Origin of the sequence: Psychroflexus torquis ATCC 700755 (genome assembly GCF_000153485.2) — a bacterium.
Classification (GTDB): Bacteria; Bacteroidota; Bacteroidia; order Flavobacteriales; family Flavobacteriaceae; genus Psychroflexus; species Psychroflexus torquis.
This window is the reverse complement of sequence record NC_018721.1, coordinates 3,454,073-3,468,891: the sequence shown is the minus strand read 5'-3', so window position 1 is coordinate 3,468,891 and position 14,819 is coordinate 3,454,073. Positions and strand designations below refer to the sequence as shown.

The following is a 14,819-nucleotide window of genomic DNA, read 5'->3' as shown; positions in this document are numbered from 1 at the left end:
AAGTTTTGGCTAAGTGCTTAATCGAAAGTTTATTACTTTTAATTCCCGTACTAACCATAGTGTGCCAAGAATCAACCATGGCAATAAATAAAATGGTTGAATGCTGTAATTAAGATGATGGTAGGTCCATCAGAGTCGTTGTATAGGCGATGGCTTTAAACCACCTAAAGGTGCTTTGATTAATAGTCTTGGTATTGAGCGTTTAGGAGAATCTAGTCCTGGAGATTAGCAGGTACGAATAAAGGAGTTGAACTAAAGTGAACCATTGAAGAGGTGTCGAGAAGTAGGAACCTCCAGTCAAAAGCTACGAAGTATGATACGGAGTGAAAAGTAATAGTATTGATACTATTAATTACAGAGATAACCTATTTATTTTCTGTAAGACTGGCGTCATTCAGATGGCAAGAACTTTATTCAGGCTTATTTACGGAACTTGGGAAACTGCTTATGAATGATAGACTTGTGTAAGGCTACCGCATTAGGATTCGCTACAAGTCAAAGGGAAATATACAATCGAAACAATCGAGAGATAGAATACCGAAGTTATAAGCAGAGGCAGATTAATCCGTAGTAGTGAAGAAGGTTTTGTAATGAAACTGGAGCAAAGGGGTTAAGTTGTACAGTTGCATTTTACGAATCAACTTACAAAATGTGAGGATGAATTTATGGAATGAAACAAAATCAATACCGATAAGTCGCCTAATGGTTTGGGAGGCTTATCAAAAAGTGCGTTCCAACAAAGGAAGTGCGGGAATAGATGCTATTGGTATGCAAGAATTTGATGCCAACCGCAGTAAACACCTTTACAAACTTTGGAATCGGATGGCATCAGGGAGTTATTTCCCCCCACCTGTCAAAGAAGTAGAGATATCAAAGAAAGACGGTACAATCCGTAAATTGGGTATACCCACTATTAGTGACAGAGTAGGGCAAATGGTGGTTAAAATGTTTTTTGAACCAAGATTAGAGTTAGTATTCAGTCCAAATTCTTACGGCTATCGACCAAAGAGAAGTGCTCATCAAGCATTATCAAGGGTAAGAGAGAACTGTTGGAAGAAAAACTGGGTAATTGACTTAGACATCAAAGGTTTCTTTGACAATATAGACCATAACAAACTGATGCTTGCAGTAGAGAAACATGTACCTGAAAATTGGGTTAAACTCTACATCACACGATGGCTGGAAGCACCCGTTGTTACAAAGTCTGGAAAACTGACCCAAAGGAAAGGAAAAGGAACGCCACAAGGCGGAGTAATCAGTCCCTTACTGGCAAATCTTTTTCTGCATTACGCTTTTGATACATGGTTGGAAAAGGTAGACAAAAATGTAGTTTTCACTCGTTATGCCGATGATGTGATATTACACTGTAATACAAAAGCTCATGCGGAACAAATACTGCAATTAGTACATCAAAGAATGGAATCGGTAGGATTAGAATTACATCCTAAAAAGACAAAAATTGTCTATTGCCGAGATTACAGAAGAAAAGAAAATCACCCAATGGTCAGATTTGATTTTTTGGGATACTCTTTTCAACCAAGAACAGCTTATTCTAAGAAAAAGAGAAAGCTATTTTTAGGTTATGATTGTGCTATAAGTATTAGTTCAAGAAAACGAATCGCAGACAAGCTCGAAGAACTCAAGGTAAATAAACTTACGTTTAAAAGCATTGTAGGAGTGGCACAATACCTTAATCCAATGATTAGGGGATGGGTGCGTTACTATGGTAAATTTAAGATGTATGAACTTACAAAAGTCTTTCGATTACTAAGTAAACGATTAGTTTGGTGGGCAAGGAAAAGGTATAAGCGTTATAAAACCAGTATTAGGAAAGGGTACAAATGGTTGGCAACGGTAAGAAAGCAATTTCCTACTTTGTTTTACCATTGGAACTTTTCTCAGATAAACATTATCGCTTAGATTTGTACAACAAGAGCCGTGTGAGGGGAGACTTTCAAGCACGGTTCTGTGAGAGGCTTGGGGTGAAATTCCCCTTGTCTACTCGATGCCTAGACGTTGGTGCGCCACGAAGTTGTGTTTTTCCAGTAGGTGTAAATCCTACCTAAATAATTTGCTGTTCATTTAGAAGAGCTGCCGACAGTTAAATTTGTGAGGATTTCGCTGAAGCTGGGCATGTTCAAATAACCAAGCTGTAATACGCAAGTGTGAACCCGTAGTAGCTTCGATAAGTGTATCTGTAGATTGGGGAGAGTTTCGACGTTCTTGAACCCTGTTATGTTGCATGGATAAACAGTAGTATGAAGTGTAACAATCTACCGGAGTCATAGGGATGGCGTGGTTATAGATGGAAAACTACGAAACGTGGGAGGTCTCTTGTTACAAATGGTGGCAACTATAAAAGCTAGTACATAAGTATTACGAAATTACTAGCTGTAGCAAGAGAAGTCGGAGGTGTTCATAGTACCTATGATGTTAGAGACAACAAAACTCTAATTAGGAAAGGGACACTACTTTAGATATGCTTATATGAAAGACATAATGACAAGTATTGATGTAAATCTATTAACAAGTCCATCGCAAAGCGATGCAGCTATTCGTGTTTTTCAGAGGAAGCTATATATTAGAGCCAAGCAAGATAAGGGCTTCAAGGCTTATAGTCTTTACGGAAAACTCTGTGAAGACCATACGCTTATAGAAGCCTATCGACGAGTTAGGAGCAACTATTCTAAAGGGGTAGGTGTAGACAATCAAAGTTCTGACGCTATTGAAAAGCAAGGAATATCTGTTTTTCTTGGCGAGATTCAACAAGACTTACAAGGTCACACCTACAGGAGCCAAGCAGTAAAGCAAAAGCTCATCCCCAAGGAAAAGGAAGGAGATTTTAGGGTATTAGGAATACCAACAATTCGCGACCGCGTGGTTCAAATGGCAGTAAAGATGCTAATAGAGCCACTTTGGGAGGCAGATTTTGAGCATACCTCTTTTGGATTTAGACCCAAACGAGGAGCAAAAGACGCCATAAAGCAAGTAAAACAAAATATTTATGATAGGCATCAATTTGTCTATGATGCGGACTTGTCGAAGTATTTTGACACCATCCCGCATACTAAATTATTTATTTTACTAAAGAAAAGGTTGGTAGATCATAGTATTTTAAGTTTGATACATCAATGGTTAACTGCGCCTGTACGGCTACCCAACGGAAAGCTAGTAGCGAGTACCAAAGGAAGTCCACAAGGGGGAGTTATCTCGCCATTATTATCCAACATATATCTCCATGCATTTGACCAGATTGTAAACAATCCAAAGGGGAAGTTTGCCAAGGCAAACATCCGCATAGTTCGTTATGCAGATGATTTTCTATTGATGGGTAAATGGTATTTCAGCAAAGAGATACTGGACTATATCACTAGTATAATGGATAATATGGGATTAACGTTAAATAAAGAAAAGACAAAACTTTTGCATAGTAGCAAGAGCAGTTTATTCTTTTTGGGGTTTGAATTTAGAAGTATAAAGTCCAAATTTGGATGGAATGCCAAGAATTACACCAATGTACGACCCAGTATGAAGTCACGGTCTAAATTGTTTTCAAAATTGCGAGAACTATTTGCAAATCGAAAACATTGGACAATTGAGTGGATAGTATGGAAGGTTAATCAATTATTAAGAGGTTGGCTAAATTACTTTTCTATCAGTAAGGTTACACATATTTGGGAAACCATAAAAATCATTAAAAAGCATCTGGATTACAAATTATTTAAATGGATGAAGTGCAAAGGAAGGAAAGCGCATCGGAAGCTACGCCAGCGACCCTATGAGAATTTGGTTAAATTTTACAACCTATTTGACATAGAAAAGTATGCACGTTTGAAAACCCTTGCGAAAGCTCAATAAAGAAATCTATCGGTAAGCCCCCGACAAAAACGGGGCAGGCTGTGTGAGGGAAAACTTCATGCACGGCGCTGCACTGAGCCTGTCGAAGTGTTTGATGAAGGGGGCGCTGATTGTTTATTTATTTTGTTACTTTTAAAGTGACAACTTTGGATAAGCAATCAGGCTCTACTCTACCCGTTCATTGAGGAACTAATAGAAGATAATTAAAATTTAGAAAAGTAAAAGATGATAAAAAGAGATACAGTGATGAGAGTTGGTAGACCAACTGATCATTTAGAAGAAATAACAAAAATGTATGTTGAAGGACTGGGCTTTGAGGTGATTGGTGGATTTGATGGTCATAGTAATTTTAGTGGAAGAATGGTTGGACACCCAAAACATCATTATCATTTAGAATTTACAACACATACAAATGAAAAAGCTGGGCGTGCGCCTTCTTTAGAAAATCTATTAATCTTTTATGTTTCAAATGAAACAGAATACAAAAACGCTATAAGTAGAATTTCTAATTCTGGCTTTAAGAAAGTTAAATCTTTTAATCCATATTGGGAAGGTGGTGCTCAAACCTTTGAAGACTTAGATGGTTATAGGGTTGTAATAAATAACGGGGAAAGTCCTTTCTAATATTAATGTTTTAAATAAAAACCAAACTTTCTGCAGAATTTAGCAAGTTGAGGAAATACTCACTCTATCGGTATTGAAATAATTATGAAATAAAACGCTGACCGAATTCACTGAAACGTAAAATAAAAGTAAGCAGAATAATTAGAAATCTAAGAAAACAACGAAATGGCAACACCGTGTAAATTTAATTGCTCTCTTCAAGCCTACATCCGAAAGTCCTCGCGGACTACCTACCGGTCTGTGATTTATTTGTCAACTTTATTTCTTAACACGCAACTAAACTTAAACAATGACTTTATTTAATTATGAAAAAAACTCTGATATTATTCATTATAATTCTGACTTCAAATTTAGTTAAAGCTCAATTTATAAAAGAAAAATCAATAAATGCTCAAATTGGTTATGGTATTAGTGTACCATACAATAGCATTGACGAAATTGCTGATAATGGCTTTTATGTACAAGGAGAACTAGTATTAAAAGTCGCTTCTTGGTTTGAATTAAGACCATACGCAGGTTTTATTTTGACAAGTTCAAATGGAAAAGATTTAAATGACAATCCGACTAATGAAAAAGCCGAATCAAAAGCGTTTTTACTTGGAGGAAAAGCAAGAGTTCGTGCGCCAATTCCTTGGGTTGCACCATACGTTGAAATTGGAATAGGAACTTCAATTGGAAAATTTGAAACATTAACAGCTTTTGACAATATTGATAAAGGCGGAATTATTTATCACATCCCTTTTTCAATTGGACTAGAATTAGGAAAGAATAATAATGTTGATTTAGGATTTACTTATTATTTTCAACCATCAGTTAAACAATTCGTTGGAGCTTTTGCAGTTGGAATTACATTTCCACTAAATAATGAAAAGTAACGTTTTACAATAACTAAGCATATGGAGTACCGATAGGCCAACACTTCGATATGCTCAGTGGAGTTCGCTATATGGTTTGTTGACTGATCTGGAATTTCAAACAAGGGAAAATTCGATGAGTTGGCAAGAACCTTAAAAAAGGAGAAGGCTGTTTTTATAGAGCTTTGTATCCCTTTTTTTTTCAGTTGGTCATCTGAAGAAGTTGCTGTTTAGTGTTATTCTTTTTTTGTATTTTCCTTCTAACTATCTTCGAAAAATCAAATAAAGCTAATGATCCGTACTATGCATAGCTGGTAAACGTTGTGTAACATTTGAAAAAAACACCGTGAAACAATTATTGTTAATACTTATAATTTCTTTAACTGCTTGTAATGGGCAGACAAAACAAGCAGACAAAACTATTGAGAAGCAGATTGTAAGCTCCCATTTCCAGACTCCTGACTCGACCTATGTGATTTTGGACTATAAAAGTGATTGGCATTGGATATTCAAGGATGCTGAACTTACCACACTATCAGAAAATGAACTTAACGAAGTAGAAAAGATAATTGAACAAGCCATAAAAGAAAATAACGAACAACAACGTGAAAGTCTTGAAAAGCATAATACGATATATGCTAACAATCGATGGACAGAAACAGGATTTGAATTGAAGACAAAAGGATTCAAACGACAGTATGTTACTATTATTAATGATAAGGGACAAAAAGAGATTTGGATTAATTTTTTCTGCAATGATTGGGGAAGTGAGAATTGGAGATCAGAACTTATGGAAGTTAATGACGGTGGAAACTGCTATTTCAATCTGAAAGTGAATTTGAAAAAAAAGACATATTCGGAACTTTATATAAACGGATATGCTTAAAAATGAATAAAGCCAGCAGGCAACAAAGAACTGAGGTAAAAAGAACTCTTTTATACTTTGATTTTGAAACACTAGTAGTCTAGACTTAGAGATTCGCATTTGTCGTTCTTTGAATTTTTTTGTTGTGTTTCCCGTCTACCTATCTAGGCAAAACAGAAACCTTTAATTTCATAACCAAAGGTGAACCATCCGGTTTTGCAAACTCGTTGGTCTTCTAATCCAAGGGGATTGTATTACCATTGCAGGCCATTAGTCAGCTATTGATTTGCTTATTAGCGGTTATAAAACAGAATTTTAATAGGTGTTTAGAAATTATACTTTAAGCATTTATGATAGAGTGTTCTCTACTATTGTGATTCAAGAGGTCGATCAATTACCTCCAAGATTTCACCGTTTATTAAAGCATACTTTTAATGTTAAAACTTTTATGATAATAAAAGAATCACTAAATTTATATCATAAAGAAAATGGGCATAACACAATAAGTTGTGTTATGCCAAAGTTATACCTTTCGAAAAAAATGAAATAGAAATGAATATTATAGAAGCACAAGAAGATATGTGTAAATCCTATTTTGGGGGTTGTCCCGGCGCTCTTGTATCTGGTATTGTATGGCTAACAGCTGGAATTACTGCATTAGTGAGTACAGAACAAATTAGTCTACTTGTGTTCTTTTTTGGAGGAATGCTAATTCATCCATTAGGGATACTACTATCTAAAGGATTAAATCGCTCTGGAAAACATAAAACAGGAAACCCATTATCATCCCTCGCTTTGGAAAGTACATTTTTGTTATTTATTGGACTATTCATAGCTTATTTTGTGTATCAAATCCGTCCTAATTGGTTTTTCCCAATAATGATATTAACTATTGGAGCTCGTTATTTAGTCTTTTCCTCAATTTATGGTATGCGTATATATTGGGCTTTCGGTGCAGCATTAATTTTATCAGGATTTGGAGGATTTCTTTTTAACCTGCCCTTTCATATAATTGGATTGATTGGTGGAACCATAGAAATTCTATTTTCATTAATTATTTTTTATTTAGAAAAAAAGAAATTGAAATTAACAGGGAATTGATAAAAAACACCAGCCACAACAACTAAATATATGGAGTGCCGATAGGCCACCGTTTCAACAGGCTCTACCTGCAAAGGCACGACAGGCAAGACTCAGTGGAGTCAGCTATATGATTTATTGACTGACTCGGGATTGCTGGTAAAGGGGAATTTTAGGAGTTGGAAAGAACCTTACAAAAGGAGACGTTTGTTTATAAAGTGCTTTACATCCCCTTTTATTCGGTTGGTTATCTAAAAAAGGTGTTTTTTAGGGTGATTTCTTTTTATTATGTTTTACTTCTACCTATCTAGATAAAACGAAAACGTTCAACTTCTTAACCAGCGTGGAACTAAGGATGAATCAATGGGCTTTGCATGCCCGTTGGTCTTCCAATCCGAGGTAATTGATAAGCCATTGAAGGCTATTGATTTGCTTTTAAGTACTTGTAAAACAAAATTTTAATAAGTGTTTGGAGGTTTTTCTTTAAATATTTATGATAGAGTGTATTCTAGTATTAAGATTTGAGATTAATTAGCTCCGAGATTCCTCCGTTTATTAAAGCCCGTATTTAATGTTAAAACTTTCAAGATAATAAAATAATCACTAAATTTATACTAACACTAAAATGAGGATATCACAACTTGTTGTGTTATCCGAAAGTTGAAGCCTATTTGAAGAAACATAACAATGAACCAAGTCATCCAAATAATTTTAAGCGTATCGGTGTTGTCTATTCCGATAGTTTTCTTTTGGATATATATGACAACTCTTGAAAAGAGAACAAAAAAGATAATTCAGGCACACTCAGACAATTCTTCAGAAATTTATACGGACTTGAAAGTTTGGTTCAAAAACTTTGATGTCTTTAAAAAGAAGAACAAGTTTGACTTAGATCCATACCAAACACTTTACTCCTTCAACAACTGCGACTTAATACTGAATGATAGAAACATTGTAGTGATCGGTAAGACAAAAATTTTGGGAAAGAACAAACCACTGACACCAACGTTTTTTGAATTTGAAAAGAATGGTATCACTTTAAAGCCCGGTCACGTTAAGATTGAAAAAATTCAAGAAGTCAGTAATGTCCTTGAAATAGAATTTACTGACAGAAATTATTTAGAAAAAATGACTTTGGTTCTAAAAAGACCAGGGAATGAATTAAAAGAAAAAATAAAAACGTGCTACAACAAAAGCTAAAAAGCATTAAAACGATTATTAGCAAGACCGTTAGCTATGGTCAAAAAAAAAAACATATGCGAAAATTTAAAAAGTCTTCTATTTCACTTCTATTTTTTATTTTCTCAATCGCATTTTCAAATGCTCAAATCAATGATTGCAGTTGTAAAATGGATTTAGAATTTTTAAATGAAAAGATTCAAAAAACACCTTCCTACAAAGTAAGCAAAGCGGCTTATGAGATGGAATATGCAAAAATAAAAAAAGAGATTAGAAATCTAAACTCTGGTTATGAGTGTTTTCTTGAATTGAATAAGTTGATGCTTTCCTTAAATGATAGACATTGTAATCTTTATGGCATTAACACAGGATTAGATGGAGATTTAAAAAATGATACTGCTAAGTTTAAAATATTTAAAAAAACAGAGCTCTTTACTGTTTATCCAAGACCAGTTATAAGTTTAGATAGTCTGAGAACAGCACTCAGAAAGCAACCTATTAATTCTATTGAAGGCGTTTACTTCAGAAAAGGATATATGACTCTTGGAGTTTATAAAATGGTAGAAAGTGATTCCTACAGAGCTATTATTTTAGATTCAGAAAATGAAGTTTGGGAAGCTGGTGAAGTGATTTACACTTTAGTTCCTTATGGCCATAATTATTTATTAGCTGTTGGTGGAAGTATGACTAGTAAAAGAATGATATCCTATGGCGAACGGATTGAAAATGGGGTTTTTCTGACTATGCGATTTCAAAAAGAGCCCTCAATACCTAATTATTCCGTTTCAAAATATCCTGAATCCACCTATTTAAGAGAGGAAATATCACCAGAAACAACCTACTTAAAAGTGGGGAGTTTTAACTCTTGGAATCCCACACTTTCTGATGCCGATAAATTTTACAAATCTCTAGAAGGAACTTTGACCAAGAAGAATGTAATCTTAGACTTACGAGATAATGGTGGTGGTGGCGACAGAAATTCTAACGGACTATTTAAAGTTTTAAAGAAATATATTAAACTAAATAATGTCTACGTTTTAGTTAATCACAGAACCGCAAGTAATGCAGAACAATTTGCATATAAACTAAGTGATTTTGAAAATTGCACCATCCTGGGAAATAGAACGAGTGGAACAGCGGCATACGAAATAGTAGATTCTAATTACAATCTACCTTGTGATGATTACTTAGTAGTTCTAACGTCTAAAAAGCATTCAAAATACCTAAAATTAGAATCTATTGGAATTGAACCCTATATAAAATTAGCTATCGAAAAAGACTGGATGATGCAAGTAAAAAACTATATCCGGAGAAATAACTAGAGCTAATAAATTGGCATATGGAGTGTGAATATGCGAATACTTTGACAGGCCTACCTGATAAGGCACGACAAGCAGACTCAGTGGAGTCCGCTATATGATTTATTGACTGATTCCAGGATTTTTAGATAAGGGGGAATTCGATGAGTTGGCAAGAACCTTACAAGATGAGAAGGTTGTTTTTAGAGTGCTTTGCATCCCTTTTTTTTCAGTTGGTTATCTAAACGAGGTACTTTTTAGGGTAATTTCTTTTTGTTATGTTTTACTTCTACCTATCTAGGTAAAACGAAAACGTTCAACTTCTTAACCAGCTGGGAACTAAGGGTGAACCAATGGGTTTTGCATACCCATTGGTCTTCCAATCCAAGGTAATTGATAAGCCATTGGAGGCCATTAATAAGCTATTGATTTGCTATTAAGTACTTGTAATACAGTATTTTAATAAGTATTTGGAGGTTTTTCTTTAAATATTTATGATAGAGTGTATTCTAATATTGAGATTAATTAGCTTCGAGATTTCACCATTTATTAAAGCCTGTTTTTAATGTTAAGACTTTTAAATCAATCACATTCAAAACCAATCTTTGTAAAAAAACAACCCTTAAAATCCCTAAGAAATAATGACCAAAAAATTATTATCTTTAGATACCGTTATTTTCAGGGTTAATATTGGCAACAAGTAAAAACAAACATAAATGAAAAAAATAATATTCGGAATAATAACATTAGTATCAATTTCGTGCAATGAAAAACCTGAGAGGGATTTTTTTTTGAATGGAACAACGAACGGGATTGAAAATGGAACAACTCTATATTTAGACGTTGAAAATAATACTATCGACTCAACTAAAATTAAGAATAATACATTTGTTTTTAAATCAAAATTATCGAGCTCGCCTTTACAAGTAATCATAAGAACTAAAGACTTTTCTCAATATAGATTTTTGTGGGCAGAAAATAAACCAATGACTTTTGACGCGACTAAAACTGATTTTAGAAATGCAAAAATAACAGGTTCTGAACCAGAAAATTTGAGTTTCATTTTACATCAAAAAATAGATACCTTACCAAGAGAAGAGGCACAAAAATTAGAAATTGAATTTATAAAAGACAATCCAAATAGTATTGTAAGTGCTTCAATGCTTTCACTTTATTCAACAACTTGGGGAAAAGAAAAAACCAAAGGACTTTTTGAACAACTTTCAAAAGAAAATAAAAACTCAAAATTTGGGGAAGAAATCACAAAATATATTGAATTAAATAAAGAACCAAAAACCGGAGATCAATTTGCGGACTTTGAATCGAAAAACCAAAATGGAGAATTGAAGAAATTGTCTAATTTGAAAGGAAAAGCTGTACTTCTCGAATTTTGGGCTTCTTGGTGTGGTCCTTGTCGTCAAGAAAATCCTATCCTCGTGAAAACTTATGAAAAATTCAATCCAAAAGGATTTGAAATATTTGCAGTTTCGTTAGACGAAGACAAAGAAAGTTGGCTAGGAGCAATAAAGAAAGATAGTTTAAATAGGGAGCACGTCAGTGATTTAAAAGGTCAAAAAAATGAAGCTTCTCTCATTTATGGAATTAATGGAATACCTGACAACTTTTTAATTGCCGAGAATGGAGAAATAATTGGACGCAACTTAAGAGGAGAAAAATTGAATGAAAAACTAAAAGAAATACTGGAATAATGCCAGTTGCCAATAACTAAGTATATGGCGTGCTGATAGGTAGAAGCTTTATATTATTTTGACTGATTCGGGATTGATGGTAAGGGTGAAGTCAACGATTAGGCATAGACCTTAAAAAAGGATAAAAGATTTTACATCAAATTAGTTACTTTTTTTCTTTGATGGTCACTTGAAGTAAGTGTATTTTTAGGGTTGGTTTCTTTTTATGTCAGTTTCACTTGATATTGCCCTTTTTTCTTCAGTTTGGACGTTATACCAATTTAAACCTATAATGTCGCAATAAATTGTTTCTTTTTATGCAAAAACATCATATTACATTAAAACAAGTCAACTAAAATTGACAGCCTTTGTAATCTGATTAACAGTTAGACCACTTACTGAATACTTATAGAATATTATTTACCTTTTCACTGTGTAAAACCATTGTAGTTTGAGTACTGTGTATATAATCTAGAGTAGATAATCTATCGAGAATAAAGCTCCTTAACTCGTCAGTGTCTTTTACTGCGATGTGCAAAATAAAATCATTGTCACCTGCCATATGAAATAATTGAATAACACCAGGTAATTGAGAGGCCTTCTCCAAGAAATCTGTAATTATTGAACGGTGTTGCTTATTTAGCTTAATGGCTAACATTACCTCAATATTAAGTCCCAGCTTTTTTTGATCAATTTGGGCATTTGCTCCCTTCAAGTACCCCTTCTGAGTTAATTTTTTAATTCTATCGTGTGCACTAGACTGTGCAATTTCAATCTTTGCAGCAATCTCTTTATTTGATAGCCGTGCATTATTCAGCAAAAGGCTTAAAATCTGAATATCTTTCGAGTCTAGTTCATTCTTCATATTGAAATCGAATATTTTTTGGTTTATATAAAATAATGACAAATATAATTTGGTTTAAATTCATTTAAACATAATTTTGCACAAAGATACTTTAAGACACAGAATTTAATACATTAAAATGATATGACAGCGTCTTTAAATTTCAATAAGCAGTTTAAATCCTATTTTATTATTGCGTTTGGACTTTTCATAAATGCCTTAGCGTGGACCGGTTTTCTTATTCCATCAGAAATTGTTGGAGGAGGAGTAAGTGGAATTGGAACCATTATTTATTTTATGATGGGTTTTAAAGTTGGGTATTCCGTCTTTATCATAAATGGTTTATTGATTATTGCTGCTTTGAAGATTCTAGGCTTTGGCTTCGGAATAAAAACAATATTTGCCACATTTGTGTTATCCTTCTTTTTATGGCTTTTGCAATCTGTTATTACTGAACCTTTTGTGAGTGATAGATTTATGAGTGCTATAATTGGAGGTGTAATGGCAGGCGCTAGTGCGGGTATTATTCTATCTCAAGGAAGCAGTACTGGAGGTACGGATATCGTTGCTATGATGATTAACAAATACCGGAATTATAGTCCTGGTCAGCTTATTTTGACTTTGGATTTAATCATTATATCGTCTTCCTATTTTGTTATGGGTTCTATAGAGCAAGTTGTTTATGGTTTTGTAGCAATGAGTGTGAGTGCGTATTGTGTTGATTTGATGATTGAGGGCAGGAAGCAATCTGTTCAGATTTTTATTTTCACAGAGATGTTTGATAAAATTAAAAATGAGCTTGTTTCTAACCACGACCAAGGCATCACCGAACTTCAAGCAAAAGATGGTTTCTCACAAAAGGATATAAAAATCTTAATGCTTTTAGCAAAGAAAAAAGATTCTCAATCGATTCTTAAAACGGTGAAAATTATAGATCCAGAGGCCTTTATTTCGATGGGTTCAGTAATGGGAGTTTATGGTTTTGGACTTGAAAAAAAAGACTGATTTAAAAGTTGTTGGGAATAATAAGGTCAGGAATTGTACCTGCTTTTAAGATCTGTAATTGGGAAAGATAAAGCGACAACTACTATTTATACTTAGGAGGATTTTAAAGAGCCTTTTTTAGAATAGCCTCGCTTGAATTTATATGAAATCAAAATAACGAAAGCATTGCAATGATCTGAGGTATAAAAAGCTCTTTTCTCCATTAATTTTGAAACACTAATAGTCTGGACTCAGAGACTCACATTTGTGATTCTGTGAGTTTTTTTATTGTTTTTTTCTTCTACTTATTTAGGTAAAACGGAAACCTTCAAATTCTTGAGCAACGGTGAGCCAACAGGTTTTTGCATACCTGTTGGTCTGTCTTCCAATCCAAGGTAATTATAAAGCCATTGGAGGCCATTAATCAACTAGTGATTTAATTATTCCTAGCTATAAAACAGAATTTTAATAGGTGTTAGAAGGCTATTCCTTAAACATTTATAATAGAGGGTACTCTACTATTGTGATTTGAAAGGTATAGTAATTACACCCGAGATTTCACCATTTATTAGAGCATGTTTTTAATGTTAAGACTTTTAAATCAATCACATTCAAAATCAATGTTTGTAAAAAGATAACCCCTAACATGCCCAAAAAATAATGACCAAAAAATTATTATATTTTAAGACCAGAATTTTTAGGGCTAACATTGGCAACATTAGGAAATCACAAAGATTACGCCTACCTTTAGCGTTAGTAACGTACAAAGATATGATGTTATCCTTTGGTTCAAAAAAAACCGAAAAAATTTGGAACGGAATCCGAGTTAAGAAAATGCCAATTGAAGTTCAGAACGTTGGACGTCGTAAATTGAGGATATTAAACAACTCACAAGACATTGCCAATTTACGAATTCCTCCATCAAACAGACTTGAAAAACTGACTGGAAAATTAAATGAATTCTATAGTATACGGATTAACAAGCAATGGCGAATTATCTTCATTTGGGATAAAGGAAACGCAAGCGAAGTGGAAATAATTGATTATCACTAAAAAAATATGACAATGGAAAAGTTAGCAAATGTTCATCCTGGAGAAATCTTAAACTATGAATTTCTTAAACCTCTCGAAATTACAGCTTACCGACTTTCGAAGGATTTGAAAATACCTCAAACCAGAATTTCGGAAATTATAAAAGGTAACCGTCGAATTACTGCGAATACTGCTTTGCGATTAAGTAAATATTTTGGAAATTCTGCCAAATTCTGGCTTGGAATTCAAGACGATTACGACATTGAAAAAGAAAAGGAATCCAAACAATCAGAACTGAAAGAAATAAAACATTACGGAGATAAAACCGTGGCCTAGCAAAGAACTGAGGTAAAAACAACTCTTTTCTACTTTAATTTGAAACACTAGTATTCTAGGCTCATGGATCGATAAAACTGATTCTCTGAGCTTTTTTAATTGTCTATTTTTCTCCCTATCTAGGTAAAACTAAAACGTACATTTCATCAAATGGTCTACCAGATTTTGAGAAAACAA

At 33.8% G+C, this 14,819-nt stretch carries 14 protein-coding genes; 12 read left to right on the top strand and 2 right to left on the bottom strand.

Annotated features, from left to right (window positions below):
- The first annotated feature begins 657 nt into the window (after positions 1-657).
- Positions 658-1,920: a group II intron reverse transcriptase/maturase gene (ltrA, locus tag P700755_RS14975; protein ID WP_015023976.1), complete on the top strand. Its 1,263-nt coding sequence runs from the start codon at positions 658-660 to the stop codon at positions 1,918-1,920.
- A 162-nt stretch (positions 1,921-2,082) separates the two neighbouring features.
- Here ltrA (P700755_RS14975) and P700755_RS20105 read toward each other — a convergent pair whose 3' ends face one another.
- Positions 2,083-2,244, bottom strand: a complete 162-nt coding sequence (locus P700755_RS20105) for a hypothetical protein (protein WP_157609314.1) — start codon at positions 2,242-2,244, stop codon at positions 2,083-2,085.
- Positions 2,245-2,487: 243 nt separating this feature from the next.
- On the opposite strand from P700755_RS20105, the gene ltrA (P700755_RS14970) reads away from it, so the two are divergent.
- From ltrA (P700755_RS14970) to P700755_RS14935, 8 genes are all read left to right on the top strand, one after another.
- On the top strand, positions 2,488-3,858 hold the full coding sequence (ltrA, locus tag P700755_RS14970; RefSeq protein WP_015025480.1) for a group II intron reverse transcriptase/maturase: 1,371 nt from the start codon (positions 2,488-2,490) through the stop codon (positions 3,856-3,858).
- Positions 3,859-4,083: 225 nt separating this feature from the next.
- Positions 4,084-4,482 (top strand): VOC family protein, encoded by a 399-nt coding sequence (locus P700755_RS14965; protein WP_015025479.1) that lies wholly within the window; start codon positions 4,084-4,086, stop codon positions 4,480-4,482.
- A 305-nt stretch (positions 4,483-4,787) separates the two neighbouring features.
- Complete coding sequence (locus P700755_RS14960) at positions 4,788-5,357, top strand: hypothetical protein (RefSeq protein ID WP_015025478.1); 570 nt, start codon at positions 4,788-4,790, stop codon at positions 5,355-5,357.
- 325 nt (positions 5,358-5,682) lie between these two features.
- A complete protein-coding gene (locus P700755_RS14955) occupies positions 5,683-6,222 on the top strand; it encodes a hypothetical protein (protein WP_015025477.1) in 540 nt (179 codons plus the stop codon).
- A gap of 531 nt (positions 6,223-6,753) precedes the next feature.
- Positions 6,754-7,302 carry a DUF7010 family protein gene (locus P700755_RS14950; RefSeq protein WP_015025476.1) on the top strand — a complete coding sequence of 183 codons (549 nt, stop codon included), beginning with the start codon at positions 6,754-6,756 and terminating at the stop codon, positions 7,300-7,302.
- A 666-nt stretch (positions 7,303-7,968) separates the two neighbouring features.
- Positions 7,969-8,481, top strand: coding sequence for a hypothetical protein (locus tag P700755_RS14945; protein ID WP_015025475.1), 513 nt, complete (start codon positions 7,969-7,971; stop codon positions 8,479-8,481).
- A gap of 56 nt (positions 8,482-8,537) precedes the next feature.
- Positions 8,538-9,782: a peptidase gene (locus P700755_RS14940; protein ID WP_015025474.1), complete on the top strand. Its 1,245-nt coding sequence runs from the start codon at positions 8,538-8,540 to the stop codon at positions 9,780-9,782.
- 692 nt (positions 9,783-10,474) lie between these two features.
- Entirely contained in the window at positions 10,475-11,467 is a 993-nt protein-coding gene (locus tag P700755_RS14935; RefSeq protein ID WP_015025473.1) for an AhpC/TSA family protein, read from the top strand.
- A 385-nt stretch (positions 11,468-11,852) separates the two neighbouring features.
- Here the strand turns inward: P700755_RS14935 and P700755_RS14930 are convergent, their stop codons facing one another.
- The gene (locus P700755_RS14930) at positions 11,853-12,311 is read right to left on the bottom strand and encodes an Lrp/AsnC family transcriptional regulator (protein ID WP_015025472.1); all 459 of its coding nucleotides are present in this window, start codon (positions 12,309-12,311) and stop codon (positions 11,853-11,855) included.
- A 123-nt stretch (positions 12,312-12,434) separates the two neighbouring features.
- On the opposite strand from P700755_RS14930, the gene P700755_RS14925 reads away from it, so the two are divergent.
- From P700755_RS14925 to P700755_RS14915, 3 genes are all read left to right on the top strand, one after another.
- Positions 12,435-13,295: a YitT family protein gene (locus tag P700755_RS14925; RefSeq protein ID WP_015025471.1), complete on the top strand. Its 861-nt coding sequence runs from the start codon at positions 12,435-12,437 to the stop codon at positions 13,293-13,295.
- Between the two features lie 750 nt (positions 13,296-14,045).
- Positions 14,046-14,327, top strand: coding sequence for a type II toxin-antitoxin system RelE/ParE family toxin (locus tag P700755_RS14920; protein WP_041758892.1), 282 nt, complete (start codon positions 14,046-14,048; stop codon positions 14,325-14,327).
- A gap of 12 nt (positions 14,328-14,339) precedes the next feature.
- A complete protein-coding gene (locus tag P700755_RS14915) occupies positions 14,340-14,642 on the top strand; it encodes a HigA family addiction module antitoxin (protein WP_015025469.1) in 303 nt (100 codons plus the stop codon).
- Positions 14,643-14,819 lie beyond the last annotated feature (177 nt).

Bases quoted from the DNA above. Each gene is read 5' to 3' on its own strand.
- ltrA (WP_015023976.1), top strand. From the start codon at position 658: ATGAATTTATGGAATGAAACAAAATCAATACCGATAAGTCGCCTAATG.
- P700755_RS20105 (WP_157609314.1), bottom strand. From the start codon at position 2,244: ATGCAACATAACAGGGTTCAAGAACGTCGAAACTCTCCCCAATCTACA.
- ltrA (WP_015025480.1), top strand. From the start codon at position 2,488: ATGAAAGACATAATGACAAGTATTGATGTAAATCTATTAACAAGTCCA.
- P700755_RS14965 (WP_015025479.1), top strand. From the start codon at position 4,084: ATGATAAAAAGAGATACAGTGATGAGAGTTGGTAGACCAACTGATCAT.
- P700755_RS14960 (WP_015025478.1), top strand. From the start codon at position 4,788: ATGAAAAAAACTCTGATATTATTCATTATAATTCTGACTTCAAATTTA.
- P700755_RS14950 (WP_015025476.1), top strand. From the start codon at position 6,754: ATGAATATTATAGAAGCACAAGAAGATATGTGTAAATCCTATTTTGGG.
- P700755_RS14945 (WP_015025475.1), top strand. From the start codon at position 7,969: ATGAACCAAGTCATCCAAATAATTTTAAGCGTATCGGTGTTGTCTATT.
- P700755_RS14940 (WP_015025474.1), top strand. From the start codon at position 8,538: ATGCGAAAATTTAAAAAGTCTTCTATTTCACTTCTATTTTTTATTTTC.
- P700755_RS14935 (WP_015025473.1), top strand. From the start codon at position 10,475: ATGAAAAAAATAATATTCGGAATAATAACATTAGTATCAATTTCGTGC.
- P700755_RS14930 (WP_015025472.1), bottom strand. From the start codon at position 12,311: ATGAAGAATGAACTAGACTCGAAAGATATTCAGATTTTAAGCCTTTTG.
- P700755_RS14925 (WP_015025471.1), top strand. From the start codon at position 12,435: ATGACAGCGTCTTTAAATTTCAATAAGCAGTTTAAATCCTATTTTATT.
- P700755_RS14920 (WP_041758892.1), top strand. From the start codon at position 14,046: ATGATGTTATCCTTTGGTTCAAAAAAAACCGAAAAAATTTGGAACGGA.
- P700755_RS14915 (WP_015025469.1), top strand. From the start codon at position 14,340: ATGGAAAAGTTAGCAAATGTTCATCCTGGAGAAATCTTAAACTATGAA.